This is a genomic window from Nocardia sp. CA-107356, from assembly GCF_050946365.1.
Classification (GTDB): Bacteria; Actinomycetota; Actinomycetes; order Mycobacteriales; family Mycobacteriaceae; genus Nocardia.
The window spans coordinates 2,536,725-2,562,639 of the sequence record NZ_CP191992.1; the positions used below are offsets into that span (position 1 = coordinate 2,536,725).

At 66.1% G+C, this 25,915-nt stretch carries 30 protein-coding genes and 1 pseudogene; 25 read left to right on the top strand and 6 right to left on the bottom strand.

All coding sequences use genetic code 11. The annotated features are described in order from the left end of the window. Positions 1 to 50 precede the first annotated feature (50 nt). From ACQP1G_RS11475 to ACQP1G_RS11550, 16 genes are all read left to right on the top strand, one after another. Positions 51 to 449: a DoxX family protein gene (locus ACQP1G_RS11475; RefSeq protein ID WP_433202043.1), complete on the top strand. Its 399-nt coding sequence runs from the start codon at positions 51 to 53 to the stop codon at positions 447 to 449. 3 nt (positions 450 to 452) lie between these two features. Continuing rightward, a complete protein-coding gene (locus ACQP1G_RS11480; protein ID WP_433202046.1) occupies positions 453 to 1,622 on the top strand; it encodes a serine hydrolase domain-containing protein in 1,170 nt (389 codons plus the stop codon). 179 nt (positions 1,623 to 1,801) lie between these two features. Then, entirely contained in the window at positions 1,802 to 2,143 is a 342-nt protein-coding gene (gene rplS / locus ACQP1G_RS11485; RefSeq protein WP_011210681.1) for a 50S ribosomal protein L19, read from the top strand. A 107-nt stretch (positions 2,144 to 2,250) separates the two neighbouring features. Next, positions 2,251 to 2,994, top strand: a complete 744-nt coding sequence (lepB, locus tag ACQP1G_RS11490; RefSeq protein ID WP_433202049.1) for a signal peptidase I — start codon at positions 2,251 to 2,253, stop codon at positions 2,992 to 2,994. A 28-nt stretch (positions 2,995 to 3,022) separates the two neighbouring features. Next, positions 3,023 to 3,856, top strand: coding sequence for a ribonuclease HII (locus ACQP1G_RS11495; protein ID WP_433202052.1), 834 nt, complete (start codon positions 3,023 to 3,025; stop codon positions 3,854 to 3,856). Between the two features lie 43 nt (positions 3,857 to 3,899). After that, complete coding sequence (locus ACQP1G_RS11500; RefSeq protein WP_011210678.1) at positions 3,900 to 4,205, top strand: DUF2469 domain-containing protein; 306 nt, start codon at positions 3,900 to 3,902, stop codon at positions 4,203 to 4,205. Positions 4,206 to 4,400: 195 nt separating this feature from the next. After that, positions 4,401 to 4,757: a YraN family protein gene (locus tag ACQP1G_RS11505; RefSeq protein ID WP_433202055.1), complete on the top strand. Its 357-nt coding sequence runs from the start codon at positions 4,401 to 4,403 to the stop codon at positions 4,755 to 4,757. Beyond that, complete coding sequence (locus tag ACQP1G_RS11510) at positions 4,757 to 6,265, top strand: YifB family Mg chelatase-like AAA ATPase (RefSeq protein WP_433202058.1); 1,509 nt, start codon at positions 4,757 to 4,759, stop codon at positions 6,263 to 6,265. Before ACQP1G_RS11505 ends, ACQP1G_RS11510 begins: the two co-directional genes overlap by 1 nt. An 891-nt stretch (positions 6,266 to 7,156) precedes the next feature. Beyond that, complete coding sequence (gene dprA / locus ACQP1G_RS11515; RefSeq protein WP_433208404.1) at positions 7,157 to 8,275, top strand: DNA-processing protein DprA; 1,119 nt, start codon at positions 7,157 to 7,159, stop codon at positions 8,273 to 8,275. A 186-nt stretch (positions 8,276 to 8,461) separates the two neighbouring features. Beyond that, positions 8,462 to 9,382, top strand: coding sequence for a tyrosine recombinase XerC (locus ACQP1G_RS11520; protein ID WP_433202061.1), 921 nt, complete (start codon positions 8,462 to 8,464; stop codon positions 9,380 to 9,382). Positions 9,383 to 9,818: 436 nt separating this feature from the next. Then, on the top strand, positions 9,819 to 10,550 hold the full coding sequence (locus tag ACQP1G_RS11525; protein ID WP_433202064.1) for an acetoacetate decarboxylase family protein: 732 nt from the start codon (positions 9,819 to 9,821) through the stop codon (positions 10,548 to 10,550). Positions 10,551 to 10,677: 127 nt separating this feature from the next. Continuing rightward, entirely contained in the window at positions 10,678 to 11,208 is a 531-nt protein-coding gene (locus ACQP1G_RS11530) for a hypothetical protein (protein WP_433202067.1), read from the top strand. Further along, positions 11,205 to 11,570 (top strand): YidH family protein, encoded by a 366-nt coding sequence (locus tag ACQP1G_RS11535; protein WP_433202070.1) that lies wholly within the window; start codon positions 11,205 to 11,207, stop codon positions 11,568 to 11,570. The genes ACQP1G_RS11530 and ACQP1G_RS11535 overlap by 4 nt, the downstream gene beginning before the upstream one ends. Beyond that, a complete protein-coding gene (locus tag ACQP1G_RS11540; RefSeq protein ID WP_433202073.1) occupies positions 11,567 to 11,872 on the top strand; it encodes a DUF202 domain-containing protein in 306 nt (101 codons plus the stop codon). The genes ACQP1G_RS11535 and ACQP1G_RS11540 overlap by 4 nt, the downstream gene beginning before the upstream one ends. A 63-nt stretch (positions 11,873 to 11,935) precedes the next feature. Further along, positions 11,936 to 13,837, top strand: a complete 1,902-nt coding sequence (locus ACQP1G_RS11545; RefSeq protein WP_433202076.1) for an alkyl/aryl-sulfatase — start codon at positions 11,936 to 11,938, stop codon at positions 13,835 to 13,837. 91 nt (positions 13,838 to 13,928) lie between these two features. After that, positions 13,929 to 14,294 (top strand): hypothetical protein, encoded by a 366-nt coding sequence (locus tag ACQP1G_RS11550; protein WP_433202079.1) that lies wholly within the window; start codon positions 13,929 to 13,931, stop codon positions 14,292 to 14,294. Positions 14,295 to 14,461: 167 nt separating this feature from the next. Here the strand turns inward: ACQP1G_RS11550 and ACQP1G_RS11555 are convergent, their stop codons facing one another. From ACQP1G_RS11555 to ACQP1G_RS11565, 3 genes are all read right to left on the bottom strand, one after another. Then, positions 14,462 to 14,980: a DUF1990 family protein gene (locus ACQP1G_RS11555; protein WP_433202081.1), complete on the bottom strand. Its 519-nt coding sequence runs from the start codon at positions 14,978 to 14,980 to the stop codon at positions 14,462 to 14,464. 174 nt (positions 14,981 to 15,154) lie between these two features. Beyond that, positions 15,155 to 15,700, bottom strand: coding sequence for a M23 family metallopeptidase (locus tag ACQP1G_RS11560; RefSeq protein WP_433202084.1), 546 nt, complete (start codon positions 15,698 to 15,700; stop codon positions 15,155 to 15,157). Positions 15,701 to 15,706: 6 nt separating this feature from the next. Beyond that, the gene (locus ACQP1G_RS11565) at positions 15,707 to 16,339 is read right to left on the bottom strand and encodes a hypothetical protein (protein ID WP_433202087.1); all 633 of its coding nucleotides are present in this window, start codon (positions 16,337 to 16,339) and stop codon (positions 15,707 to 15,709) included. Between the two features lie 367 nt (positions 16,340 to 16,706). Here ACQP1G_RS11565 and rpsB point away from each other — a divergent pair, with 367 nt between their 5' ends. From rpsB to ACQP1G_RS11590, 5 genes are all read left to right on the top strand, one after another. Continuing rightward, a complete protein-coding gene (rpsB, locus tag ACQP1G_RS11570) occupies positions 16,707 to 17,555 on the top strand; it encodes a 30S ribosomal protein S2 (protein WP_433202090.1) in 849 nt (282 codons plus the stop codon). A 177-nt stretch (positions 17,556 to 17,732) separates the two neighbouring features. Further along, positions 17,733 to 18,557, top strand: coding sequence for a translation elongation factor Ts (gene tsf / locus ACQP1G_RS11575; protein ID WP_433202093.1), 825 nt, complete (start codon positions 17,733 to 17,735; stop codon positions 18,555 to 18,557). A gap of 245 nt (positions 18,558 to 18,802) precedes the next feature. Further along, on the top strand, positions 18,803 to 19,531 hold the full coding sequence (gene pyrH, locus ACQP1G_RS11580) for a UMP kinase (protein ID WP_433202096.1): 729 nt from the start codon (positions 18,803 to 18,805) through the stop codon (positions 19,529 to 19,531). A gap of 49 nt (positions 19,532 to 19,580) precedes the next feature. Continuing rightward, positions 19,581 to 20,138 carry a ribosome recycling factor gene (frr, locus tag ACQP1G_RS11585; RefSeq protein ID WP_433202099.1) on the top strand — a complete coding sequence of 186 codons (558 nt, stop codon included), beginning with the start codon at positions 19,581 to 19,583 and terminating at the stop codon, positions 20,136 to 20,138. A gap of 66 nt (positions 20,139 to 20,204) precedes the next feature. Beyond that, positions 20,205 to 21,269: a phosphatidate cytidylyltransferase gene (locus tag ACQP1G_RS11590; protein ID WP_433208407.1), complete on the top strand. Its 1,065-nt coding sequence runs from the start codon at positions 20,205 to 20,207 to the stop codon at positions 21,267 to 21,269. A 38-nt stretch (positions 21,270 to 21,307) separates the two neighbouring features. On the opposite strand, the gene ACQP1G_RS11595 is transcribed toward ACQP1G_RS11590, so the two are convergent. Continuing rightward, the gene (locus ACQP1G_RS11595) at positions 21,308 to 21,649 is read right to left on the bottom strand and encodes a LapA family protein (protein WP_433202102.1); all 342 of its coding nucleotides are present in this window, start codon (positions 21,647 to 21,649) and stop codon (positions 21,308 to 21,310) included. A 194-nt stretch (positions 21,650 to 21,843) separates the two neighbouring features. On the opposite strand from ACQP1G_RS11595, the gene rlmN reads away from it, so the two are divergent. Then, entirely contained in the window at positions 21,844 to 22,953 is a 1,110-nt protein-coding gene (rlmN, locus tag ACQP1G_RS11600; RefSeq protein WP_433202105.1) for a 23S rRNA (adenine(2503)-C(2))-methyltransferase RlmN, read from the top strand. 124 nt (positions 22,954 to 23,077) lie between these two features. On the opposite strand, the pseudogene ACQP1G_RS11605 reads toward rlmN, so the two are convergent. After that, positions 23,078 to 23,245, bottom strand: a pseudogene (locus tag ACQP1G_RS11605) (aldo/keto reductase); the annotation flags it as partial. A gap of 199 nt (positions 23,246 to 23,444) precedes the next feature. Between ACQP1G_RS11605 and ACQP1G_RS11610 the strand changes: the two are divergent. After that, positions 23,445 to 23,975, top strand: a complete 531-nt coding sequence (locus ACQP1G_RS11610) for an RNA polymerase sigma factor (protein ID WP_433202108.1) — start codon at positions 23,445 to 23,447, stop codon at positions 23,973 to 23,975. After that, positions 23,972 to 24,295 carry a hypothetical protein gene (locus tag ACQP1G_RS11615; protein WP_433202111.1) on the top strand — a complete coding sequence of 108 codons (324 nt, stop codon included), beginning with the start codon at positions 23,972 to 23,974 and terminating at the stop codon, positions 24,293 to 24,295. Before ACQP1G_RS11610 ends, ACQP1G_RS11615 begins: the two co-directional genes overlap by 4 nt. A gap of 95 nt (positions 24,296 to 24,390) precedes the next feature. Here ACQP1G_RS11615 and ACQP1G_RS11620 read toward each other — a convergent pair whose 3' ends face one another. After that, a complete protein-coding gene (locus ACQP1G_RS11620; RefSeq protein WP_433202114.1) occupies positions 24,391 to 24,804 on the bottom strand; it encodes a DUF5997 family protein in 414 nt (137 codons plus the stop codon). A gap of 149 nt (positions 24,805 to 24,953) precedes the next feature. Here ACQP1G_RS11620 and ACQP1G_RS11625 point away from each other — a divergent pair, with 149 nt between their 5' ends. After that, on the top strand, positions 24,954 to 25,898 hold the full coding sequence (locus ACQP1G_RS11625; RefSeq protein WP_433202117.1) for a LysR substrate-binding domain-containing protein: 945 nt from the start codon (positions 24,954 to 24,956) through the stop codon (positions 25,896 to 25,898). Positions 25,899 to 25,915: the final 17 nt, after the last annotated feature.

Genomic DNA, 25,915 nt, shown 5'->3' on the forward strand with positions numbered 1-25,915 from the left:
GGTCGTTACCTTCACGGGCCGCCATTCGTCACGCAGATATGAACCTTCGAATGACATCCCTTCCTGCCCGGCTGGCCTATCTGGGCGCCACCGGCATCCTGCTGACCGAAACGGTGGTCGGCTCCTACTGGGATCTCGCGCGAATCTCCTATGTCCGCGAGGTCTTCCAGCGACTCGAGTATCCGATGTACTTCGCGACCATCATGGGTGTCGCCAAGGCCGCCGCGGTCGCCGCGATCGTGGCGCCGGGCTTTCCGCGTGCCGAGGAGTGGGCGTACGCGGGGCTGACCTTCGTCTACGGCGGCGCGGCCGCCTCCCATCTCGCAGTCGGTGACGAGCCGAAGGCATGGCTCGGACCACTGGGTTTCGCCGGAATCACGCTCGCGTCGTGGGCCCTGCGCCCAGCCGCGCCGCGGCGGTCGGCACTGCTGCGCCCGTCGGTTGCCTGACGAATGAGCGAGGAACCGATCGTGGACAACATCATCGAGATAAACGGCACCGTCGCACCCGGATTCGATACGGTGCGCGAGGTGTTCGCCGCCGTGGTCGCTGAAGAGAACGGTGAATCCGGCGCCCAACTCGCCGCCTTCGTGCACGGCCGACAGGTGGTCGACCTGTGGGCCGGACCACAGGTCACCGGCGACACCCTGACCGGGCTGCTATCCGCGACGAAGGGCGCGTCATCGCTGGTCGTCGCGCTGTTGGTGCAGGAGGGCTGGCTCGACCTCGATTGCGCCGTCGCCGACTACTGGCCGGAATTCGGTGCCGCCGGAAAGTCCGGCATCACCCTGCGGCAGGTGCTGACCAACCGCGCGGGTGTCATCGGCGTCGAGGGTGGGCTCACCATTGCCGAACTCGCCGACGACCGACGCATCGCCGAGCGGGTCGCGCCGCAGTGGCCCTACATCCGGCCGGACTCGGCCCAGGCCTACGGCGGGTTCGTCAGCTTCGCGATCGTCGGCGAGGTGGTGCGCCGGGCCGCGGGGGGTTCGATTCAGGAACTGTTCGAGGAACGCGTCCGAGCGCCCTATGGGCTCGATGTCTACCTCGGCTTGCCCGTATCGGACGATCGCTATCTGCCGATACTGCCCTGGTTGGCAACATTGGAGATGCAAGCCGCGTTCGAGGCGAATTCGCCTGAGTCGCACAGTATTCCGGGTATCGCCTACAACCTGAACGCCGCCGACTTCACCCCGGCCGACGTCCTGACCTTGCCGAACAATCCCGAAGTACGTGCGCTGGGACAAGGCTCGGCCGGAGGTGTCGGCAGTGCCCGCGGATTGGCCGCCATGTACGCCGCCGCGATCTCCGGGTTGGACGGACGCGCCCAGCTGTTGAAGTCCGACACCCTCGCCATGGTGACCGCCGTCCACAGTGCCGGTCCCGACCTGGTTCGCGGCGAACGCGCGCCGTACGCACTCGGCTTCGAGGCCAAGGGGTTGTACTACCCGTTCCTGGGCGCGAACGCATTCGGTCACACCGGAGCGGTGGGCTGCGACGGCTTCGCGGATCCGCGCAGCGGACTGGCCTACGGCTACACTCGGCGGCGCGCGGCCTTCGGGTTCAGCGCCCCGGAAAACGATCGTCTCGCGGCTGCCGTGCATCGCGCAGCCAGCCGCTGAGCGGGCCGTTTCCTCGAGCCGGGCAGGGCGATTTTCCCCGCGACCCGCCGATCTGGCACAATGCACAGGTTGCCCTGGGTGCATTCGACCCATGGAGCACCCCATATTCGGAGCATGAACCGGTCGAGCACGCGAGTGCCGCCAGGGTCCTCTGCTCGCGCAAACATCAGAAGGATGAAATGAACACCCTTGACTTCGTCGACGAAAAGTCGCTGCGCAGCGACGTCCCCGACTTCCGGCCGGGCGACACGCTCAACGTGCACGTGAAGGTCATCGAAGGCTCGAAGGAGCGCATCCAGGTCTTCAAGGGCGTCGTGATCCGGCGTCAGGGCGGTGGCATCCGCGAGACCTTCACCGTTCGCAAGGTGTCGTTCGGTGTCGGCGTGGAGCGCACCTTCCCGGTGCACAGCCCGAACATCGACCACATCGATGTCGTGACCCGCGGTGATGTCCGCCGGGCCAAGCTGTACTACCTGCGCGATCTGCGCGGCAAGGCCGCCAAGATCAAGGAAAAGCGCTGATCTTGTAGCGCAACCCGCTCGGCACGAAGGTTCTTCAGTAGCCCGGCACCGGACGTGAGTTCTGGTGCCGGGCTAATCTGTTCGGCGTGGCAGACGAAAGTGGGTCGATGACTGTGTCCGATTCGGACGGCGAGGGTGCGGGCCGACGCTCGCGGCGCGCGAAGCGCAAGCAACGCCCCTTCTGGCAGGAACTGCCGGTCCTCATTGTCATCGCTGCGGTCATCGCGGCCCTGATGGTCAGTTTCGTCGGGCGTCCGTATGTCATTCCGTCCCAGTCGATGGAAGAGACCCTGCTCATCGGCGACCGCATCTATGTGGAGAAGCCGAGCTACTACTGGGGCGATCCCGAGCCCGGTGACGTCGTGGTGTTCGTGGGTCCGCCGTCCTGGAATACCCGCTACCAGTCGATCCGGTCGCGCAATGTCGTCGTGCGCGGCGTGCAGAACTTCTTCTCGTTCTTCGGGCTCGTGCCGCCGGATGAGAACGATCTGGTGAAGCGGGTGATCGCCGTCGGCGGCCAGACCGTGCAGTGCTGTGACGCACAGGGCCGGATCCTGGTGGACGGCAAGCCCTTGGACGAGCCGTATGTCAAGAACGACTACCCGTGGTATCCCGGACAGCAGAACGCAACCTACCCCGCGGGCCGGGTGTTCGGTCCGGTGAAGGTGCCCGAGGGCAACCTGTGGGTGATGGGCGATAATCGCAACCAGTCCGCCGACTCGCGCGCCCATGTCAGCGACAATCTGCAGGGCACCGTCCCGATCGACAATGTGCGCGGTAAGACCGTCTTCAAGATCTGGCCGCCCAGCCGGATCGGCCCGGTGAAAGCACAGGATCCCCAGACGAACTGATTGTTGCGGGCCGCAGGATAATTAGACGGTGGGGCAGGGTCGAGTGGCACAGGCTAATGGCGCGACTCCGGGCAACGGGTGGCCGCCGCGCGTTGTCATGCGCCGGGCAGGCGGATTGCGCACCCTCGAAGCAGCGCTGATCCGCAGCGGACTAGGACCCGTCGCAGGCGTCGACGAGGCCGGACGCGGCCCCTGCGCCGGACCGCTGGTGGTCGCCGCGTGTCTGCTCGCTCCCAAGGTCTACGACAAGCTGGCCGGGCTCGACGATTCCAAGAAGCTCACCGAATCGGTGCGCGAGGAGTTGTACCCGGTCATCACCCGGCTGGCGCTGGCCTGGAAGGTCGTGGTCATTCCGGCCTGGGAGATCGACTCGATCGGTATCCATGTCGCCAATATCGAAGGCATGCGCCGCGCGGTCGCCGGGCTCGGGCAGACGCCCGGGTATGTGCTCACCGACGGATTCCGAGTGCCCGGTATTCCGGTGCCGTCGCTGCCGGTCATCGGCGGTGATGCGGCCGCGGCCTGCATCGCGGCGGCGAGCATCCTGGCCAAGGTGACCAGGGATCGGATCATGGTCGAACTCGACGAGCGCTTTCCCGGCTACGGTTTCGCCGCGCACAAGGGCTACAACACGCCCGAACATACCGCCGCACTCGAACGTCTCGGACCGAGCAGTGAGCATCGCCGATCCTGGCGCAATGTGCGGGAGGCCGCGGGGCTACGGCCGGTCGCCTCGGCCGAGTATGCCGAGGCGGCGCTGGCCGATGGAGTTTTGGCCGGTGAGGTTTTGGCCGGTGCGGTTTTGGTCGACGGCGCCGAACCGGATAGCCGAGTGGCTACCGACGCGGCGCATGCGCGATGATGTCAACATACGCAGTGCGGCGAGAAGGAGGACGTCCCACCCGATGAGTGCCGAGGACCTGGAGAAATACGAAACCGAGATGGAGCTCTCGCTATACCGGGAGTACAAAGACATCGTCGGTCAGTTCTCGTACGTGGTGGAGACCGAGCGCCGCTTCTATCTGGCCAACTCCGTCGAATTGCGGCCGCAGAACGCCGACGGCGAGGTTTACTTCGAGGTGCGCATGAGCGATGCCTGGGTGTGGGATATGTACCGGCCCGCGCGCTTCGTGAAGCATGTTCGAGTGATCACGTTCAAGGACGTGAATATCGAGGAGTTGGAAAAGCCCGATCTGCGGCTTCCTGAGTAAGGCGCTGCCGATTGCCACCCGCCTCCGATCGGTGCAGAGCGGTTGATCTGGCTCCATAGCACAGGGCACCGACAAATATGTGGCGTGCGAGGACCGGACGCTGGAGTTGTCCACAGCTGAGCGGGTATCCACAGGTTTTCTGTTCGTCCAGGTCGCTGTCGCCGACCGAAGGCGAGGTCCGGGCACGCTGAGGCGGTGGCAGATAACCAGGCGCTCGGCGCACACGGGGAAGAGCTGGCGGCACGATTCCTGCAGGCCGCCGGGATGGAGATCATCAGCAGGAATTGGCGGTGCAAATACGGCGAACTGGATCTGATCGCCCGGGACGTGGAGGTCACCGCCTTCGTCGAGGTCAAAACCCGAACCGGGGCCAAGTTCGGCACGCCCGCCGAGGCGGTCACCTTCGAGAAGCAGCAGCGGATACGGCGGCTCGCCTTGGTGTGGCTGGCCGAACAAGACGGTCCGTGGCGCAACATCCGGTTCGATGTCATTTCGGTGCTGGTGCACCGCGGCCACCGCCCGATCATCGACCACCTGAAAGCGGTGTTCTGATGGCGCTGGGGGTGGCGTGTTCGGTCGCGGTGACCGGGGTGGACGGTCAACTGGTCGAGATCGAGGCGGATATCGGACAGGGCCTGCCCTCGGTGCATCTGGTCGGACTGCCCGATACCGCGCTGTCCGAATCCCGTGACCGGGTTCGGTCGGCGGTCTCGAACACCGGCGAGAAGTGGCCGGACGGCCGGGTGATTCTGGCGCTGTCCCCGGCGACCTTGCCCAAGATCGGCAGCGTCTACGACCTGGCACTTGCGATCGCAGTACTCGACGCGGCGGGTGTGATTCCCTCCGATCGGCTCGGAAAGACCGTACTGCTGGGGGAATTGGCGCTGGACGGTCGGGTCCGCCGCGTGCGCGGCATCCTGCCCGCGGTGATCGCGGCGCGCAATGCGGGCTGGTCACGGGTGATCGTGCCGGAATCCACGCTCGCCGAAGCCGGTCTGGTGGACGGCATCGAGGTCTTCGGCGCCGCCAGCCTGCGTGCCGTCGTCGCGTGGCTGCGTGGCGAGGGCGTCCTTGTCGAACCCGATGGCATCCTGCCCGACACCGTTCGCGGCGGCGGCGATCTGAGCGAGGTGGTCGGTCAGGAAGAGGCGAGGTGGGCTTTGGAGGTGGCTGCGGCGGGCGGTCATCACCTGCTGCTCACCGGGCCGCCGGGGATCGGCAAAACCATGTTGGCGCAACGCCTTCCGGGCCTACTGCCACCCCTTACCGAAGCCGAAGCTCTCGAGGTGACGGCCATCCATTCGGTCGCCGGCGCGCTCTCCGGTGACCACCCCTTGATCACCATGCCGCCCTTCGTCGCGCCGCATCATTCGACCTCGGTCACCGCGATGGTCGGCGGCGGATCGGGGACCGCACGCCCGGGTGCGGTCAGCCGCGCGCACCGGGGTGTGCTGTTCCTCGACGAATGTGCGGAGATCGGTGCCAAGGTGTTGGAAGCGATGCGAACCCCCTTGGAAGAGGGCGAAGTTCGCATCGCGCGCCGCGACGGGGTAGCGCGCTACCCGGCACGATTCCAACTGGTGCTCGCCGCGAATCCCTGCCCGTGCGCCCCCGCCCGCGACGTCGACTGCATCTGCCCGCCGCTTGCCCGCCGCCGATACCTCGGCAAACTGTCCGGACCATTGATGGACCGCATAGATATCTGGGTCCAAATGCACGGCCACGCGGGTGCGTCGTTCGCTGCCGAGGAGGCCGAGAGCAGCGAGGTCGTGCGCGGGCGAGTAGCGGCGGCACGGCAAGCGGCAGTGCACCGTTGGAAGGAATATGGCTGGACCAGCAACGCTGAAGTCCCGGGCCACATTCTCCGCCAACGATTCCGACTGCCCCACGAGGCAACCGCCCCGGTCGAGGCCGCCCTCCGGCTCGGCCGCCTCTCCGCCCGCGGTGCAGACCGCGCCATCCGCGTCGCCTGGACAATCTGCGACCTCCGCGGCGCAAACCTACCCAGCGCCCAAGATGTATCGGCGGCGTTGAACTTCCGGCAGCGGGGGGCGCAGTGAGCGCGGGAATATCGCAAGAGGCGCGGCCGTTGGGTGGCGGGAATTGCTGCCGCGTGGGCGGCGGAGTGAACGCTCGAGGGTGCGCTGGCGTAGCAACGGTCGATGGGTCGGGTGCGGCGCAGCGCTCTGCGATCGCTGCTGGCGGCAGAGCCGATCCTGTGTCGGTCGCTGCGTGTACGTCCTGCTGCGGCGTCGTCCTGGCGCGCCGGAAGTACTTGGCGGCGGCGAACTTCCGCAGCGGAGTGCGCCATGAATGAGGACCGGACAGGTGGGGCGTCGGTAGTGGATGACGGGCGGGGTGCGGGAGACGGCACTCCGGGGTCGGGCTGTGAATGGGCGGTGGGCACCGAGGCCCCCGATTCCGCATACGCGCCAGTGATCACGGGTGTTGTCTCTGGTTGCGTTGCGGCGGGTGGTTCCGTTGCAGCTGGGGATCCGGAAGCATCGGTGAAGGATGCTCCTCGCGTGGCGGGAGATGAGGTCGTTGCCTCGGGGCACGAGGAGGCGACGATGCGTGATCGCCCGACTGTTTCGGCGCGGGCTGAGATGACGCTCGCCGATGGTTGTGCGGCCGCGAGGTCCGCGGGCGTGGGGGCTGGGCGTGGTCCGTATCCAGGTGCATTGGAGGTTTTGGGGGAGGGGGCGGCGAGGTGTGGCGATGGAGTGATGGGTGGCGGATCCCGCCCGTCGAGGTCCGCGGGTGTGGGGGCTGGGAGTGGTTCGTATCCAGGTGCGTCGGAGTCTTTCGGGGCCGGTACAGCGGGGTGTGGCGACGTGGTTATGGCTGGCGGATCGCGTCGCTCGAGGTACGGGGTTGTGGACCTTGATGATTGGGCCTCGGCGGATAAAAAGGCGGCGGTCGTTACCGGTGGCGCCGCTGATGAGCGGCGATTGGCGTGGACGTATCTGTCGCGAGTGGTGCAGGGGCCGTGTGCGGCGCTGTCGTCGTTGATCGAGTCGGTTGGGGTGGTGGAGGCCGCGCGGGCGGTGTGGGAATGCGCGTTGCCGGAGTCGCTGCTCGGGCCGACGTCGAAGCGGCGAGAGATCGACTGTGCGGCACGGGATCTCGAGATGATGGAGCGGCTCGGCGGGCGTGTGGTTACCCCGGACGATCCGGAATGGCCTGCGTGGCGGATGTTGGGCCTCAGCCAGCTCGAGCCAGGACGCGATCGGGATGGGGCAGTGCCATTGGTGTTGTGGGTGCTTGGGCCGCGATCGCTGCTCGAGTCGAGTGAGCGCGCCATTGCCGTGGTCGGGGCGCGGTGCAGTACTGGATATGGTGATCACGTAACCGGTGAGATCGTCGGTGATCTGGCCGTACAAGGCTGGACGATCGTGTCCGGTGCCGCCTTCGGCATCGACGGCATGGCCCACCGTGCCGCTCTGGCCGTTGGCGCCCCGACCATTGCCGTGCTCGCCTGCGGCGTCGACCGCCCCTATCCCGCCCAGCATGAGCGGCTCCTGGCCGAGATCGCCGAAACCGGTTTGGTGATCAGCGAATACCCGCCCGGCACGGTTGCCCACAAGAACCAATTCCTGGCACGCAACAGACTGATCGCTGCCCTGGCGGACGGTGTTCTCGTGGTGGAGGCAGGGCTACGCAGCGGTGCTCGCAACACCGTCAAATGGGCCCGCCGCCTCGGCCGCCCCGCTCTCGCCATCCCCGGCCCGGTCACCTCCGCATCCTCGGTGGGTTGTCACCGCATGATCCGCGAAGGCGAGGCCCTACTCGTTACCCGCGCCGAGGAGGTCATCGATGAAGCAGGACCACTGCGCCTTTCGCTCCCGACTCGGCAGTCATCCGACCCGGGCGACCAATTGCTCGGCGACGAAGCATCGGTCTTCGCGGTCCTGCCGAAAGTCGGCTCCCGCCAGCCACGCGCCATCGCCGAAGACACCGGTCTGGAACTGTCCACCGTCCGCGCCGTCCTACCAGCCCTCGAACTGGCCGGACTGGTCGGCATGGACGAAAACGGCTGGTATCGAACCGCGAAAAGTTCGAAACAATGAGGGACCCGCCCTCGTATCGACTGAGCTCGGGTGCGGGGGTGTCGGTTGCGGCCGATTGCGGACCAGATCCGGTGGGCCAGATCGGATGCGGCCGTGGCGGGATACTGGCTCGTGCAAGGTGGGTAGAGCAATGCTGGTTCGGCGTGCTGGCTTGCTAATGGGGCGCGGGACGGTGACCGTGGGGGGATGGAGTTGCCGGAGGATCTCGAGGCGTTGCTGATGGAGTACGAGCGGCATCTGCGGCTGGGGCGGAATCGGTCGGCGCACACAGCGCGGGCGTATGTGGGGGATGCGCGGTCGTTGTTGGGACATTTGGTCGCGCGGTCGGCGGATTCGGCAGTGCGGGAGATGGATTTGGCGTTGTTGCGGTCATGGCTGGCCGCGCAGTCGGCCGGTGGGGCCGCGCGGACGACGATGGCGCGGCGGGCCTCCTCGGCCAGGACATTTACGGCGTGGTTGACCAGTACCGGGCGGCTCGCGATCGATCCGGGACTCCGGCTCGGTTCGCCGAAGGCACATCGGGTGTTACCTGCGGTGCTCGGCACACAGCAGGCCGTCGCCGCCATGGATGCGGCGGAATCCGGTGCGGTACAGCGTGATCCGATGGCATTGCGCGACCGGCTGATCGTGGAGCTGTTGTATTCGACGGGGATCCGGGTGAGCGAGCTGTGTGGGCTCGACCTCGACGACATCGATCGTGAGCGACGGCTGGTCCGCGTGCTCGGCAAGGGCAACAAGGAGCGGTCGGTGCCGTTCGGTATTCCCGCCGACGAGGCGATCGCGAACTGGCTGCGGTACGGCCGCCCCGCACTCGCCGCCGCCGACTCCGGCCGTGCACTGCTGCTCGGCCGCCGCGGCAGACGCCTCGACCAGCGTCAGGCCAGAACTGTTGTCCACGAGGTCGTCTCGGCGATTCCGGGCGCACCGGATATGGGTCCGCACGGCCTGCGGCATTCGGCGGCCACCCATCTCCTCGAGGGCGGCGCCGATCTACGCGTAGTGCAGGAACTCCTGGGCCACGCCAGCATGGCCACCACCCAGCTGTATACCCACGTCTCCATCGAGCGTCTGAAGAAAGTCCACGACCAGGCACATCCCCGCGCCTGAGCCCGGGCCGGTCGGCTATGGCCGCAGGCAACCCATGATCAGGTCCGCGAGCCGCCCATCGTCTGCGTGCGCGGCACCGTTATTCCGACCGGTCGGCGTTCGGCTTCAACATCGTGACGATCGCCCGTGCGCGATGGATTGATCACGTGGTTGCACGTACTCCAATCCGCTCGACGGTGCGATCGCATTCGATGCTGTCTCGGACCTTGTCGAGGCGCTGTCCGCCGCATAAGCCCGAACTAACCGGGGGAACGTCGAGCTGCTCGTTGGATCCGATCGCGATTATGAAACGTGTTCTTGTCACGAGAAGCGATGCGGAGAGGGTGAAATTGTCGCTATTCTGGCACGAGTTCTAGTTCGGAGGATTCGTGAACGCCGCACGATTCGTTGACCGGCCCGTGGTCGGCTCGCGCTGCGTCGCAGGGCAGGTGGCTCGATGAGTACGCATACCGTGTTGGGCAAGGAAGTGCGGATGCCGGTGCGGATTCGGCTCGCGCATGCCTTTATGGCGACCTATGCGGTATCCGCGACTGCCGCCCAGCGAGCGATCGACTACTCCGGTCTGGAGATACTCCGGCTGCCCGGCGGTCGTGCCATGTGCACGCTTGTGTTCGTCGACTATGTCGACGGGGACCTGGGGCCGTACAACGAATTCGGCGTGTCGTTCATGGTTCGTCACCACGCCTCTGGACCCGCTACCGCGCTCGGCGATCTCCGAGCCCTCTCTACCGGCGGAGCTGGCGTCTTCATTCATCGTCTTCCGGTCGATGGCGAATTCACCCTCGCGGCGGGCCGCGGGATCTGGGGATTCCCGAAGGAAATCGCGGATTTCGATGCGCACCACGAAGGCCGTGTACGTCGTGGCGTACTGCACCAGAACGGACAGCTGATCGTCGATCTCACCATCCGCCCCGGCCTGTCGATCCCGGGACGCCGCAACGGCGGCTCGTCGTTCGACGCCTACTCCCATATCGACGGGGTCACCCGGTGCACACAGTGGCAGATGGAACCGTCCGGTATGCGTGCCCGCCCCGGCGGCGCCGAGTTGTCCCTCGGCGACCATGCTTGGGCCGATGAGCTGCGATCCCTCGGTTTACCCAAACGCGCGCTCATGGCGTCCGTCGTAGATCGACTCGCGATGACCTTCCAGGACGCCACATCGCTCTGACGGTGTATCCGCAGTTCGGTCGCATCCGCAAGCGGCGAACCTCGTGGACGACCACGTCGACGGCGGTTAATCTGACGTAGCGGATCGTTTGCTTACGGCAGGAAACCGACCAGCGATGGAGGTATCCGTGAATTCCGAAGGCCAGCGCATTTTGGCCACTGAACTGGAGCAACATCAAACCTTGGTCGGCGAGGCCTGGGGTGGGTTCCGGGCGATACGCGGTTCGCGGCACATCCTCGACGGGGCCACACCGGCCATTGGGTTTCTGCTCGGCTACTCCGTTGCGAGCGCTGAAGTGGGCATCTTCATCGCTATCCTGATCGCCGTCGCATCGGCGGCGGTCCGGGTGATGAGGGGCGATTCGGTCCGGGTCGTCGCGGCGTCGGTATCGGGCATCCTCGAACCCGCCGATTCCGCCATCCGGTTGCGCCGACATCGTCGAATCACCTTGGCCCGGTTCGTGTTCTGGGCCGTCCTTGCCGCCGTCATGGTGCCGCTGTATCTCGCGAACAAGCTGGTTATCCTCGGCACCGTGGCGTTGATTCTCGGCAAGCCCGCACTGGTGGTCATGCTCGCGGTGACTTGGCTCTGGGGGTGCGCACAGGCGCCCCGCCCTTCCGGAACCGGCGGTTCGGTACTCGAATCCGAGGCGATATGACTCTGCCCAATCCAGCCGAGGAATCCGGAGAGGGCGAGGAGGAGATCGACTACCGGTTCACCCTCGCCAACGAGCGGACCTTCCTGGCCTGGATCCGCACGTCGCTCGGGCTGCTCGCCGGTGGTGTCGCGGTGCATACGCTGGTGCAACCGTTGCGGATGGCGGGACTTCGACGGGCGCTCGCAATGAGCTGCATCGTGCTCGCGGTGATCATCGCGGTTGGTGCGTACGGACATTGGCGACGCGTCGGCGCGGCAATGCGCAGCGGCGAACCGCTGCCCAGCACCATCATGGTGCCGATCCTGTCGATGGGCATCGCCATCGTGTCGGCGCTGGCCGCTATCGCGGTGTTGCTGCGATGAGCGAGGGTCTGGCCGCTGAGCGCACCGCGCTCGCTTGGCGGCGCACTGCCATCAGCGCGATGGCGATTGCCGCACTGCTGCTCGATCATGCGGCGACCAGCGGGTGGCGACCAGCGGCCATCGCGCCGATCGGTGCCGCCATCGCGATGGCGGCGCTTGCGGGACTGTGTTTTTCGCGCAATCGCACCTTGCACGAAGGTCGCTTCGGACACGGCCGGGGTGCCATTGCCGCAACGACGGTGGCGGTACTGGCCGTCGGTGTCGTCGGGGTGGTAATCGCGTTGACGGATCCACTGCTCTGAAGCACCGCAGTTCGACGTATCAACGGCAGGCCCAGGAGAGTTCAGCTGACAAGGAGGGTGGATATGACTACATCGACCGCGCCCAGCGAGTTGATCGTCGAGCACCAGCGGCAGGCGGTCTCGACCCTGCCGTTCGCGGACACCGCCGATCTGGCGGACGCGGATCGCGGATTCATCGCCGCGCTCGAACCGGGCGTTGTGACCGCCGCCGACGGAACCGTGGTGTGGGACAACGACTCCTACGACTTCCTGCGAGAGCCGTGCCCGGCGTCGGTGCACCCGAGCCTGTGGCGCCAGTCCGGCGTGGTGGTCAAACAGGGTCTGTACGAGGTCGTCGAAGGGATCTATCAGATACGCGGCCTCGACCTGTCGAATATGACGCTGGTCGAGGGCACGGACGGCGTGATCGTCATCGATCCGCTGATCTGCGCGGAAACCGCCGCCGCTGGACTCGCCCTCTATCGCGCGCACCGCGGCGACCGACCCGTCACCGGACTCATCTACACCCACTCACATGTGGACCACTTCGGCGGTGCGATGGGCGTGACGAGCACCGAAGACGTTGCGGCGGGCCGCTGCCCGGTGCTGGCTCCGGCCGGATTCCTGGAAAACGCGGTGGCCGAGAACGTATACGCAGGCACCGCGATGGCGCGCCGTGCCGCCTACATGTACGGCGCGGTGCTGCCGCGCGGCCCGTTCGGCCAAGTGGGAGCGGGCCTGGGCCAGACCACCTCGTTGGGCACCGTGACCATGATCGCTCCGACTGTGGATATCACCGCCACCGGTCAGCAGGAAACGGTGGACGGGGTTCGCATCATCTTCCAGATCACCCCGGGCACCGAGGCTCCGGCCGAGATGAACTTCTGCTTTCCGGATCACCGCGCGCTGTGTATGGCCGAAAACGCGACGCACACATTGCACAACCTGCTCACCTTGCGCGGTGCGTTGGTGCGTGACCCGCATGTGTGGGCCGAATACCTGACCGAGGCGATCAATCTGTACGGCCGCGATTCCGATGTGGTGTTCGCCTCGCACCACTGGCCCACCTGGGGCACCGAGCGGCTGGTGGAATTCCTTGCCCTGCAACGAGATCTGTACGGCTACCTGCACGATCAGACGTTGCGGCTGCTGAATCAGGGCCATGTCGGCAGTGAGATCGCGGAGCTGATCGCGCTGCCACCCGCCATCGAAAGCGCTTGGCACACACATGGTTACTACGGATCGGTCAGCCATAATGTGAAGGCCATCTACCAGCGGTATATGGGCTGGTTCGACGGCAATCCGGCGCATCTGTGGGAGCATCCGCCGGTCGAATCCGCCAGGCGGCATGTGGAATTCATGGGTGGTGCCGACGAAGTGCTGCGCAAGGCGCGGGCCTCCTTCGATGCCGGTGACTATCGATGGGTCGCCCAAGTGGTCAATTACGTCATCTTCGCCGATCCGACCAACGAGGCCGCGAAAACGTTGCAGGCCAACACCTTCGAACAACTCGGCTACGGCGCGGAGAATGCCACCTGGCGCAACTTCTACCTCAGCGGCGCCTACGAACTGCGCAACGGCTCGTTCGGCACTCCGACGACGACGAATGCTCCCACCCTGCTCGCCGCCCTGTCCGTCGAGCAGATTTTCGACGCCATGGCCTTGCGTGTCGACGGCCCCAAGGCGTGGAATTTGCGGGTGGTGACCGACTGGCATATCAGCGACGAAAACCGCATCCACCGTCTCGAACTGCGCAACGGTCGCCTGACGCACTACGACCGGCCCGACGGCGTCACCCTTCCCGACCCCGACGCCTCCTTCACCCTGACCAGGCCGACACTGATCCGAGTCCTGCTGGCAGGTGACGACTTCGGTGCGCTGGTCGCCAGCGGCGCCATCACGCTCGGTGGCGACCCCACCAAACTCGCGGAGATCGTCGGCGCCCTGGATGAACCGGATCCGGACTTCGCCATCGTCACTCCGTGACAGTGAATCCCGGCGGAACTCGCCGTGACCTCGGGTGTCGCTCGAACAAATCCCTCGACCCGCGAGGTCCCGGCGCGTACGGTCGGCGACCATGTCCACCGAACCCATCGACAAGTCCGTGCCCCTGCGCGATCGCCTCCGCACCGCCCTGTCCGCGGCCATGAAGACCCGCGACCGCAGCGCCATCGCCGGTCTGCGCTCCGCACTCGGCGCCATCGACAATGCCGAGGCCATTGACACCGTGGACATCAAGGCCGGTGCCATCGAGTACAGCGCGGTCGGACTCGGCGCCGCCGAAGCCCGCCGCCGTGACCTCACCGAGGCCGATATCGCACAGATCGTCCGCGCCGAGATCACCGACCGCCACCAGTCCGCCGACGAATACGACACCCTCGGCCGCTCCGACCATGGCGACTTGCTGCGCGCCGAGGCCGCAGCACTGGACGCATTGCTGTAACCACCCCCCTCAGGGGCGCCAGCCACTGTCGTTGGTGTGATGCGGAACGCTTTGCGCACATGCGCTTTAGGACGACACACGTTGTTTGTCACTGCACACGTCGGATTGCGCGTGTGCAGCGATGAACACCTACGTGTATGGGCGAGACGGTCTGCGTCGACCCCGCTCTAGGCCGAGGTCGGGAGTGTGCCGATGTATTTTCCGGCGATGTAGTGCTGGATGGCGCGGACTGCTGGCCCACCGAGGCGGACGTACCAGGCTCCGGGCCGGGAGAACGCAGTGACCACGCCGTAGACGGCGTCGTCGGTGGGGTCGAATTCGGCGGCGAACAGTTCCTCGCCGATCTCCGGGTGGCCGGGCAGGGTGCCGTAGGCGAAGCCGCGACGGTCGGGTTCGTCGAGAACATAGACGACCCGGCACGGTGCGGTGATTCCGACCGGGCCGACGCCGAGTCGGACCGTCAGCCGGGTCCCCGGCTGAGCGGTCGGAGTGTCGGCTTCCTGAAATATGCCGGCACCCTTCTGCATTCGATACGCCACGATCTCCGCACCCGCCTGCTCGAACAGCGCCCGTCCGTGCCCGATACGGCGCCGCAGCCGAAACCCGTGGTAGCCCTCGGGAAGCCCATCCTTCGTCGCGCCGACCTCGGCGTAGGTGAACGGCGGATCCCCGAGCGCATGTCCCATAGTCCGATCCTCGCCCCAGTACTGCTCCGAAGGGAAGAGCGTCCGACACAATCGGACGTATAGGGCTCGCGCAAATCCAGTGAGCACCTCGCGCAGGTTGTGCGGCTTGTGCGAGGCAGTCACCGACTCTGCGCGAGTTCGACGATCGGTGTGCTACCGCTGACCGGGGCGGACTCAGGTGACCGGTTTCAAACGCAGCGGAGTCGGGTGGAGTAGGCCGAGCGGATCGATGTACTCGCGTGGGGTGTGTCCGGCCGCTTCGCGCCGTGCACCCCAATGTAGGCAGGCGGCCGTCGGGCAGCCCTCGTGACCCGCCTCCAAGGTGCCGATCCGCGTCCCGCGACGGACTCGCAACCCGACCGAAACCGCGGCTCGCACCGGCTCATAGGTGGTCCGAAGGCCGCCGGGATGGTCGATCGACACCACCGGTTTGCCTGCGACCGTCCCCGCGAACACCACGATGCCGTCCCCGGCCGCAAGCACCGCCTGCCCGGCCGCTCCCGCCAGATCGACCCCGCGATGTCCGGGCAGCCAGTCGTGCGCCGGTTTGTCGAACCGTCGCTCGACCGCGGGCCGTGGCTGCAAAGGCCAACTGAACTCCCCGCGCGGAGCAGCTGAAACCGACTGCTCCGCAACGAGTCCCAGCAGAGCGATGACCGCGACGACGATCGAAACCAACTGCCGCCAACGCGGCCATCCGACCCTGCTGACCGCGTTCATTCGAGATCAGCGAGGCAGCGGGAGCGGAACTCGATGAACCAGATCCAGCAGCCGCGCCAGCAGATCATCGACAATCCGCGGCAAGAACCTCGCCGATCCGGTGCCCTCCCCACGGGCGATATCAGTTGGGAGCGAAGCTGCGGGCTCCCCAGAAAACGGCGTCCACGCACTGACCACGCGCAGCATATTGGGCGTCACGTCCACGTGGAGTGCGTCGAGTGCGACGTCCACGTGAGGCGAATCGAGTGCGACGTTCACATCGAGTGCGTCGAGCGCGAGTTCTGCGTCGAGTGCATCGGGCACTCCATTCACACGGAGTGCGGCAGGCGCGACGTGCACGCGGAGCACATGGGGCGCCACGTTCCTGATGACCGGCGCCAACCGCAGCGGATCCGGCACATCCGCCAGCCCGTTACCCGGTCGCGGCGCGGAACAAGCCGAACCCGTGCACTCCCCGAACACGACTTCCGATGCATAAGACCGAATGCCATCAGGCCGAGCGATTGCCGCAGGTCCCAACGGCACGGTCACGGCAGCCGCGCGATTCGGCGGTGCGGCCGAAACCGGCTGCGCCACAACCAGCGACAACAGGAACAGCGGCGGGAGGATCATGGTTATCGAGATAGCTATGCGATTCATGCCTCCAGCCTCGGTCGGGCGAGGCACCTGCAGTAGCCCCGATCCGGCGTGTGTGGACAACTCGCTCGGTTGTGGACATCCCCCGTTTACGTCCATGACAGGGCGATTTAGGAACTCACCCGCTCAGCCCGTAGACTGGTCGAGCGGTCTGTGCGTGCACGGACCGACTTCGCGCGCCACCCCGTGCTTGTTCGCAACGGCGCTGTTCGAACCGGAGCTCGACTTCGTGATCGGCAGTGCGTATGCGGAGCAGGGAATCATCGGCTGGTCCTGATCCTCGTGATCGGGTCCGATGATTCGGAGGCGCCAGGGCGGTGGATCACCGATTCACCGCGTCAACCGGCAACGAAAGCGAGATATGCCCACCATGGCTGTCGTAACAATGAAGCAGCTGCTCGACAGCGGCGCACACTTCGGACACCAGACCCGGCGCTGGAACCCGAAGATGAAGCGGTTCATCTTCACCGACCGCAACGGCATCTACATCATCGACCTGCAGCAGACGCTGACCTACATCGACAAGGCCTACGAGTTCGTCAAGGAGACCGTCGCCCACGGTGGCACCGTCCTCTTCGTCGGCACCAAGAAGCAGGCCCAGGAGTCGATCGCGGCCGAGGCGACTCGTGTCGGGATGCCCTACGTCAACCAGCGTTGGCTGGGTGGCATGCTCACCAACTTCTCCACCGTGCACAAGCGCCTGCAGCGCCTCAAGGAGCTCGAGGCGATGGAGCAGACCGGTGGTTTCGAGGGTCGCACCAAGAAGGAAATCCTCATGCTCACGCGTGAGATGAACAAGCTCGAGCGCACCCTCGGCGGTATCCGTGACATGGCCAAGGTGCCCTCGGCCATCTGGGTCGTCGACACCAACAAGGAGCACATCGCCGTCGGCGAGGCGCGCAAGCTGAACATTCCGGTCATCGCGATCCTGGACACCAACTGCGATCCCGACCTGGTCGACTACCCGATCCCGGGTAACGACGACGCGATCCGTTCCGCCGCACTGCTGACCAAGGTCGTCGCTTCCGCGGTGGCCGAGGGCGTGCAGGCGCGGGCCGGTGTTTCCGCCGGTGACGACAAGCCGGAAGCCGGTGCGGGCGAGCCGCTCGCCGAGTGGGAGCAGGAACTGCTCGCGCAGGCCGCCCCCGCCGCGACCGAGGCCGAGGCGCCCGCCGAGGCGGCTGCCGCCGAGGCGCCCGCCACCCCGGCCGACGCCTGATCGACGCAGTGTTGGATGGCGGCGGCAGCGGGGCCTACACGGTTACGCAGGCTGCCGCCTCCGGCTCTGAGGCTGCCGACGCAATGGCGTTTGTTCACCTTGCCGACCCCTCCTAGGTAGGAGTGGTCGGCAAGGTGGTGTTACCACCCGAGACAACACACAGGAGGATCGCCACCCATGGCGACTTACACCGCCGCTGACGTGAAGCGGCTGCGGGAGCTCACCGGCTCCGGGATGATGGACTGCAAGAACGCGCTCGTCGAGACCGAAGGCGATTTCGACAAGGCCGTCGAGGTGCTGCGCATCAAGGGCGCCAAGGATGTCGGCAAGCGCGCCGAGCGCGCTACGGCCGAGGGCTTGGTCGTCGCCAAAGGCGGCGTGCTGATCGAGATCAACTCCGAGACCGACTTCGTCGCCAAGAACGACGAGTTCCAGGGTCTCGCCGACAAGATCGTGACCGCCGCCGCGGCCGCCGAGCCGGCCGACCTGGACACGCTGAAGGCGCTGAAGCTGGACGGTCAGACCGTCGAGGAGGCGCTGCAGGCGCTGGCCGCCAAGATCGGCGAGAAGCTCGAGCTGCGTCGCGTCGTCGCCTTCGACGGCCCGGTCGCCGTCTACCTGCACAAGCGGGCCACCGACCTGCCGCCCGCCGTCGGCGTGCTGGTCGAGTACCAGGGCGAGGGTGACGCCGCCGCCGAGGCCGCGCGTGCCGTCGGCATGCAGGTCGCCGCGCTCAAGGCCAAGTACCTGACCCGCGACGAGGTTCCGGCCGACGTGGTGGAGAACGAGCGCCGCATCGCCGAGCAGACCGCCAAGGAAGAGGGCAAGCCCGAGGCCGCGCTGCCCAAGATCACCGAGGGCCGCGTCAACGGCTTCTTCAAGGACGTCGTCCTGCTGGAGCAGGCGTCGGTCACCGACTCGAAGAAGACCGTCAAGGCCCTGCTGGACGAGGCCGGTGTCACCGTGACCCGCTTCGCCCGCTTCGAGGTCGGCCAGGCCTGATAACGTCCGCGAACCCCTCGTACCCGGATACGGTGTACGAGGGGTTTCGGCTGTTCGGACGCCGCGCGTTCATCCGCAATTCCCGAGCCTGACCGGGCGAGTTCGTTGCGTCCGAGGGGGTCTTCTACCCACTCCGAATCCGAGTAGGGCAGGATAAGGGCGCTCCGTGTTGAGCCTCCGCGTTGCCATCCGGCCCCTGTGCCTGCCGACAGACCGAAACCCACCGCCGAAGGAGACGAACACCCATGACGGACCCCGGGATCGATCGCCCAGGATATCGCCGGGTGCTCCTCAAACTGGGCGGGGAGATGTTCGGCGGTGGCAAGGTCGGGCTCGATCCCGACGTGGTGCAGACGGTCGCCGAGCAGATCGCCGAGGTGGTCTCCAGCGGAGTTCAGGTGGCCGTGGTGATCGGCGGCGGCAACTTCTTCCGCGGCGCCGAACTCGAGGAGCGCGGTATGGAACGCGCCCGCTCGGACTATATGGGCATGCTCGGCACCGTGATGAACAGCCTTGCGCTGCAAGACTTTCTGCAACAGCAGGGCATCGACACCCGGGTGCAGACCGCGATCACCATGGGGCAGGTGGCAGAGCCGTATCTGCCGCTGCGCGCCAAGCGTCATCTGGAGAAGGGCCGTGTGGTCATCTTCGGCGCGGGCATGGGCATGCCGTACTTCTCCACCGACACCACGGCCGCCCAGCGCGCGCTGGAGATCGGCGCGGATGTGGTACTGATGGCCAAGGCCGTCGACGGGGTGTTCACCGCGGACCCCAGGGTCGACGAGAGCGCCACGATGTACACCGAAATCACGCATAAAGAGGTCATCGAGCGCGACCTGAAAGTCGCCGACGCGACGGCCTTCAGCCTGTGCATGGACAACCAGATGCCAATTCTGGTGTTCAATTTGTTGACGAAGGGCAATATCGCCCGTGCGGTCGCCGGTGAGAAGATCGGCACATTGGTTCGGTCCTGACCCCGCGCCCGCGGATCATGACGATGACGACGCTGTGGAGGAAACGGTCGTGATTGAAGAAGCGCTCTTCGACGCCGAGGAGAAGATGGAGAAGGCCGTCTCGGTGGCGAAGGACGATCTCGGGTCCATCCGCACCGGTCGCGCGAATCCGGGCATGTTCCAACGGATCGTCATCGACTACTACGGCTCGCCGACCCCGATTACCCAGGTGTCGAGCATTACCGTGCCGGAACCGCGGATGGTGGTGATCAAGCCGTACGAGCAGTCGACGCTCGGCGCGATCGAAACCGCGATCCGCAACTCCGATCTCGGTGTCAACCCCACCAATAACGGTGACATCATTCGGATCTCGGTCCCACAGCTCACCGAGGAGCGCCGTCGCGAACTGGCGAAGCAGGCCAAGGGCAAGGGCGAGGACGCCAAGGTCTCGATTCGCAATGTCCGCCGCAAGGCCATGGACGAACTGTCACGGATCCAGAAGGATGGCGAGGCGGGTGAGGACGAGGTCGGGCGCGCCGAAAAGGAACTCGACAAGACCACCGCCAGATATGTCGGCCAGGTCGATGAACTGGTCAAGCACAAGGAAGCCGAACTGCTCGAGGTCTGAGGCCAGATCCGAGGGCCCGCCCGGGCGGGGGACGAACGGAACGACGAGTTGAGCGACGGGACAATCGTGGCCGAGAAAGCCGCCGCGACCGGTGCGGCCGAGGAGCCGAGGCCGAGCAACGGCACACCTGATGCGATGAACGGGCGCGCGGTCGATGCCGCGATGTCGGGCACCGCACATCCTGAACCGGCGCTCGGTGAACCCGCGATCTCCGGGCAGGTGAGTAATGAATCCGCGATGCCCGAATCATCGATCGGTGCGCCGGTGAGCGCCGCGGCCTCGCACGACAACTCGGCGGAACCTGCGCCCCCCGCCTCGCGCGCCGGTCGCAATCTGCCGGCCGCGCTGGCAGTCGGCTTCGGTCTCGGTCTGTCGCTCATCGCGATTCTGCTGTTCGTGCCGAAGGTGTTCATCGGGGTGGCTGCCGCCGGGGTCGGCGTGGCCACCTGGGAGGTCGCCAAACGGCTGCGGGAGGCGGATGTCCTTGTGCCGCGGATTCCGCTCATCGTTGGCGGTCAGGCGGTGTTCTGGCTCGGCTGGCCGTGGGGCGCCAGCGGTGTGGCGGGCGCGTTCGCGGCGACCACGCTGATCTGCATGGTGTGGCGGCTGTTCGATCACGGCTTGCAGACCGCGCCGCGGAATTTCCTGCGCGACACCGCGATCGCCGTCTTCACGCTGGCCTGGATCCCGCTGCTCGCATCGTTCGCGACCCTGCTGCTGCTGGAACCCGACGGCAATCTGCGGGTACTGACCTTCATGATTCTGGTGGTCTGTTCCGATGTCGGCGGTTACGTCGCCGGTGTGCTGTTCGGGCGGCATCCGATGGTGCCCGCGATCAGCCCGAAGAAGTCCTGGGAGGGTTTCTGCGGTTCGCTGGTGTTCAGCGTCATCGGCGGTCTGCTGACGGTCACCCTGCTGCTGGAGGCCAATTCGATGATCGGCGTGGTGCTCGGCGTCGGTCTGGTGCTGGTGGCGACCGTCGGCGATCTGATCGAATCGCAGGTCAAGCGGGAACTGGGCATCAAGGATATGGGCACATTGCTGCCCGGCCATGGCGGCATTATGGATCGCCTCGATTCGATGCTGCCCTCGGCGTTCGTGTCCTGGTTGGTGCTGTCCACCCTGATCTGAGTCGACCGCTCGGCCCACCACTCCACAGACAGCCGGTACTAGCGCTTCACGGCGCGGCGTAGCTGGAAGATGCGCATGCCGCCCACCAGCGCCATCACCAGGGCGCCCGCGATCGCCGATAGCAGGACCGTGATTCCGACCGGCAGGGAGAAGTTCCAGAAGAACAGATCCACTCGCTGCTGATCCAGGTTCTGCAGGATGAAGATCAGCACCACGATCCCGATCAGCGCCGCGACGATCAACGCGACCCAGGTGTTGCCGGTCCGAGTCTTCGCCACTGTTTTGCGGCCGGTCGGCTCGACGGTCTTGTGGTCGGTCGGTGACGGGGGTGCGATATCGTCGGTGCGCTCCGGCTCCGGCGACTCGGCGTGGCTGGTCATAGTCCGATCATTGCTGATCGCTATGGTCGATGCACGCATTTCGGTGCGGGGGATCGGCAGGTCGTGACGCCGGGGCGAGGGTGGCTCGCCAGTGCTGATGTCGGTCCGATCGACGGTGACTTTCGTCGCGTTGGACGTCGTGATGGTCACCTTCGGTCGGCGGTCGACGTCCGGGATGGGACACTGGAGAAACTATGACCCTCTCCCTGCCCCTCGTCTTCGATGCTCCGCGCCGTGGTATGCCGCCGCGGCATCTCGCCGACCTCGATGCCGACGGGCGTAAGGCCGCGGTCGAGGAGCTCGGGCTGCCGAAGTTCCGCGCTGACCAGATCGCGCGCCAGTACTACGGACGCCTGCAGGCCGACCCGGAGCAGATGACCGACCTGCCCGCCGCCGTGCGCGACAAGATCGGCGAGTCGCTGTTCCCGCCCCTGATGTCGGTGGTCAAGCACGTCGCCTGTGACGGCGGTGAGACGCGAAAGACCCTGTGGCGCGCGGGCGATGGCACCCTGCTCGAGTCGGTGCTGATGCGTTATCCGGATCGCGCCACTCTCTGCATTTCCAGCCAAGCGGGCTGCGGCATGGCCTGCCCGTTCTGCGCCACCGGTCAGGGCGGCCTCAATCGCAACCTGTCCACCGCCGAGATCGTCGACCAGGTCCGCGCCGCGGCCGCCGCTATGCGTGACGGCGAGGTTGCGGGCGGTCCGGGCCGCCTGTCCAACATTGTCTTCATGGGTATGGGCGAGCCGCTGGCAAACTACAAGCGGGTAGTCGCTGCAGTGCGTCGCATCACCTCGCCCGCTCCCGACGGTTTCGGCATCTCCCAGCGCAGTGTGGTCGTATCGACGGTCGGCCTGGCCCCTGCCATCCGCAAACTGGCCGATGAAGACCTCTCGGTCACCCTGGCGGTATCGCTGCATACGCCTGATGACGAATTGCGCGACACGCTCGTCCCGGTGAACAACCGCTGGCCGGTCGCCGAGGTTCTCGACGCGGCGCGCTACTACGCCGATAAGAGCGGCCGCCGGGTCTCGATCGAGTACGCCTTGATTCGCGATATCAACGATCAGCCGTGGCGGGCCGATCTGCTCGGGCAGAAGCTGCACAAGGCCCTCGGCTCGCGCGTGCACGTCAACGTGATCCCGCTCAACCCGACCCCCGGCAGCAAGTGGGATGCCAGCCCGAAACCCGTTGAGGCCGAATTCGTTCGGCGCGTCAACGCCCAGGGCGTCCCCTGCACGGTACGCGACACTCGCGGTCAGGAGATCGCCGCTGCCTGCGGGCAGCTGGCCGCGGAAGGTTAGGGCAATCCGGCTCGTGGTGTGTGGCCGATTCGCGCAGGTCTCCGCCCTCGGCGGTCACTTCCGCACCGACTGCTGAGAGGATCCAGGCGCCATCTCAGGGGTGTACTCCTAAGGGGCATCGATCGTGTAGTTCGATCTGATGGACGGCTGGCACGACCTCGGTGCGTTTCAGTAGCGCGTCGAGGTGGTCGGGTTTGAAATTGCTGATTCCGATCGCACGGACGCGTCCGTCGGCGAGCAGTGTTTCCAGCGCTCGGTAGGCGTCGATGGTGTGGTCGAATGCCGTCGGCAGCGGCGACGCGTCACGGGGGAGGTCCTCGCCATTCGCCGGTGTTGAATCCTTTCTTCCGGTCCGCGTCTCTCATACTTGTGTCGGCAACACGGTCGGCACGAGATCGGGAGGTTTGTCGTGATCATTGCCGCGGTTGTTGTCGGGGTGCTGCTCATCGGTGCGTGCAGCATTACCGTGCTGCGTCGGTGGAGTCGGTCCCGTGGCTGAGGTGTGCTGGCCCGACGAACATCTCGTCGCCGCGGCGCGGGAAGGCGATATCGAGTCGATCACCACGCTGGTGTCCGGATCGCATCCGCATGTACGGCGATTCGCCTATTCACTGTGTGCGTCGCCGGAGGATGCCGAGGATGCGGCGCAGGAAGCGTTGATCATTCTGTATCGCAAGATCGGGACACTGCGGGCGTCGGGGGCATTGGCATCGTGGATGTTTCGGATCGTGCGCAACGAATGTCTGCGTCAATTGCGGTTGCGCGTGCGACCGACGGAACCGATTCCGGATTCGGCCATTGCATCGGCGGAGCAGGAGGCGATCAATCGTTGGGAGGCCGAGCGGGTGGCCGCAGCGATCGCGGCGTTGCCCGCGGATCAGCGGCGGGTGCTCATCATGCGAGATGTGCAGGGATACAGCGGTCGAACGGTCGCGGATCGGCTCGGGTTGAGCGTCGCGGCGATGAAGTCGCGGCTGCATCGGGCACGTTCGGCGGTGCAGCAGAGTTTGGTGGTCGAGTGATCAGGGAAGTATCGCGCAGCGATTCCGCGCGGGGTGGTGGTCGGGCGACGGACGGGCGCGATCAGTTCGCCAGTGCGTCGGTGCCGCGCCACTTGGCCCGTGGCGCAATCGGATTCGGCGCCGTCATCGGTTCGGTCACACTGATACCGGCATTCGGGCCGGTCAGCCTGCTGCTGCTCCCGGTCGGCCTCGTCGCACTGCGCGGCTGCCCGACCTGTTGGGCGATCGGACTGCTCCAGACCCTCTCGCGGGGCCGGTTGCAGCGCGCGTGCACCGACGGGGCCTGTCAACTGGTCACCACGAAACCTGGTGCGACATAAGCACTTCCGCCTTCAGACAGCGGACCTGGGTGCGGCTACGACGCAGCCGCCCCCCTGTCGCGACATGGTGGTGGCCGATGTGGAACCGGCCGAGGTCAGGTGCGGTTCTTGGCGGGGCGATTGGAGGCGGCGCGGCGTTCGTCCTGCTGGGTTTTGATGCGCTCGTTTTCCTTCAGCACCGCGGCGTAGTTTTCGCGTTCGCGGATCAGCCACTCCGGCGGATCGGCGAGAAGGGCGGCGATCTCCTCGGCGTTCATCGCGTCGGAGACGTCGGCGCGGGCCAGGCCGGTATTGGAAACTCCGAGTTTGCGCGCGACGATATCGCGGGGGAAGGGGCCGGTTTTGCGCAGTTCGGTCAGCCAGGCCGGAGGATCGGTGCGCAGTTCTTCGAGTTCGGCGCGGGAGATCGGGGAATTGCGGAATTCCTCGGGCGTCGCCGGAAGGTAGATGCCGAGCTTGTTCGCCGCGGTCAGCGGCTTCATGGTCTGCGGTTTCTTATCCGGGCTCACCGGTACAGCCTAATGGGCGGACACTGTCCGACCGCACGCGGTTTGCCCTCGGGCGAGCGCAGGCGAAGCCATCGCCCATCCCGCGCGGTCGCCGGTCCGGACCACCCGCCTCGCAAGTGCCCGGCCCCAAGGGCAATACCCTCATACGAATGAACCCCGAGTCCATCGATGTGACCCGCCTGCGCTGGTTTGTCGCGGTTGCCGAGGAACTGCATTTCGCGCGCGCGGCGAAATCGCTGCACATTTCGCGGCAGAAGTTGAGTCATGCGGTAATCGACTTGGAGCGCGAACTCGGGACCAAACTCTTTGTACCCGGGGCACAGCCGACGCAACTGACCGAGGCCGGTCAACAATTTCTGCGCGATGCCAGGGACATCATCGCGCGAGGCGAAGCGCCCGAGCCCGTCGGTACGGAGGATCTCGCCCTGCGGGTCGGCTTCGTGCCGGGCGTCACGGTCTCCAAGTGGACGCGGATCTGGGGTGAGCGGTTTCCCGATACTCCGTTGGAGGTCGTTCCGATCCCGATGGCCGAGCAGCTCGCCGCGCTGCGCGAGGGGCGGGTCGACGCCTGCTTCGTCCGGCTGCCGATCGATCGCGAGGGTCTGAGCGCGATTGCGCTGTATCGCGAGCTCCCCGTCGTCGTGGTGCCCAAAGATCACACCCTGTCGCTGTTCGAGCAGGTAGGTATGGGTGATCTGGAGGGCGAACGGATCCAGGACGCCAGCGATCTAGATGCGATCGCGGGCACCATCGAGTTGGTGGCGGCCGGTGTCGGCGTTGCCATCGTCCCGCATTCCATCGCTCGCCTGCACGCCCGCCGCGACGTCGTCTACCGGACGATGATGGGTGTTCCGGATACGGAGATCGCACTGGCCTGGCCGACCACGCAGACCACCGAACTGATCGAAGAATTCGTCGGAATCGTGCGCGGCCGGTCCGAACGCAGCTCGCGCGCTCCGGCTCAGCGCAAGAAGACCGAGCCGTCGAAGAAGACCAGCGCGAAACGCTCGGCGAGCGGTCGCGGTGCCGCCGCGAAGAGTTTCGTCAAGAACCCGGGAGCCAAGAAGAAGCCCGCCAAGCGACGAGGGCGTTAGGCGGGCGAATCCCTAAC

Bases quoted from the DNA above. Each gene is read 5' to 3' on its own strand.
- ACQP1G_RS11545 (WP_433202076.1), top strand. From the start codon at position 11,936: ATGACTACATCGACCGCGCCCAGCGAGTTGATCGTCGAGCACCAGCGG.
- ACQP1G_RS11500 (WP_011210678.1), top strand. From the start codon at position 3,900: ATGAGTGCCGAGGACCTGGAGAAATACGAAACCGAGATGGAGCTCTCG.
- rlmN (WP_433202105.1), top strand. From the start codon at position 21,844: ATGACCCTCTCCCTGCCCCTCGTCTTCGATGCTCCGCGCCGTGGTATG.
- ACQP1G_RS11565 (WP_433202087.1), bottom strand. From the start codon at position 16,339: ATGAATCGCATAGCTATCTCGATAACCATGATCCTCCCGCCGCTGTTC.
- ACQP1G_RS11550 (WP_433202079.1), top strand. From the start codon at position 13,929: ATGTCCACCGAACCCATCGACAAGTCCGTGCCCCTGCGCGATCGCCTC.
- ACQP1G_RS11555 (WP_433202081.1), bottom strand. From the start codon at position 14,980: ATGGGACATGCGCTCGGGGATCCGCCGTTCACCTACGCCGAGGTCGGC.
- rplS (WP_011210681.1), top strand. From the start codon at position 1,802: ATGAACACCCTTGACTTCGTCGACGAAAAGTCGCTGCGCAGCGACGTC.
- tsf (WP_433202093.1), top strand. From the start codon at position 17,733: ATGGCGACTTACACCGCCGCTGACGTGAAGCGGCTGCGGGAGCTCACC.
- ACQP1G_RS11520 (WP_433202061.1), top strand. From the start codon at position 8,462: ATGGAGTTGCCGGAGGATCTCGAGGCGTTGCTGATGGAGTACGAGCGG.
- ACQP1G_RS11560 (WP_433202084.1), bottom strand. From the start codon at position 15,700: ATGAACGCGGTCAGCAGGGTCGGATGGCCGCGTTGGCGGCAGTTGGTT.
- lepB (WP_433202049.1), top strand. From the start codon at position 2,251: ATGACTGTGTCCGATTCGGACGGCGAGGGTGCGGGCCGACGCTCGCGG.
- ACQP1G_RS11525 (WP_433202064.1), top strand. From the start codon at position 9,819: ATGAGTACGCATACCGTGTTGGGCAAGGAAGTGCGGATGCCGGTGCGG.
- ACQP1G_RS11540 (WP_433202073.1), top strand. From the start codon at position 11,567: ATGAGCGAGGGTCTGGCCGCTGAGCGCACCGCGCTCGCTTGGCGGCGC.
- rpsB (WP_433202090.1), top strand. From the start codon at position 16,707: ATGGCTGTCGTAACAATGAAGCAGCTGCTCGACAGCGGCGCACACTTC.
- ACQP1G_RS11625 (WP_433202117.1), top strand. From the start codon at position 24,954: ATGAACCCCGAGTCCATCGATGTGACCCGCCTGCGCTGGTTTGTCGCG.
- ACQP1G_RS11475 (WP_433202043.1), top strand. From the start codon at position 51: ATGACATCCCTTCCTGCCCGGCTGGCCTATCTGGGCGCCACCGGCATC.
- ACQP1G_RS11480 (WP_433202046.1), top strand. From the start codon at position 453: ATGAGCGAGGAACCGATCGTGGACAACATCATCGAGATAAACGGCACC.
- ACQP1G_RS11595 (WP_433202102.1), bottom strand. From the start codon at position 21,649: ATGACCAGCCACGCCGAGTCGCCGGAGCCGGAGCGCACCGACGATATC.
- pyrH (WP_433202096.1), top strand. From the start codon at position 18,803: ATGACGGACCCCGGGATCGATCGCCCAGGATATCGCCGGGTGCTCCTC.
- ACQP1G_RS11510 (WP_433202058.1), top strand. From the start codon at position 4,757: ATGGCGCTGGGGGTGGCGTGTTCGGTCGCGGTGACCGGGGTGGACGGT.
- ACQP1G_RS11535 (WP_433202070.1), top strand. From the start codon at position 11,205: ATGACTCTGCCCAATCCAGCCGAGGAATCCGGAGAGGGCGAGGAGGAG.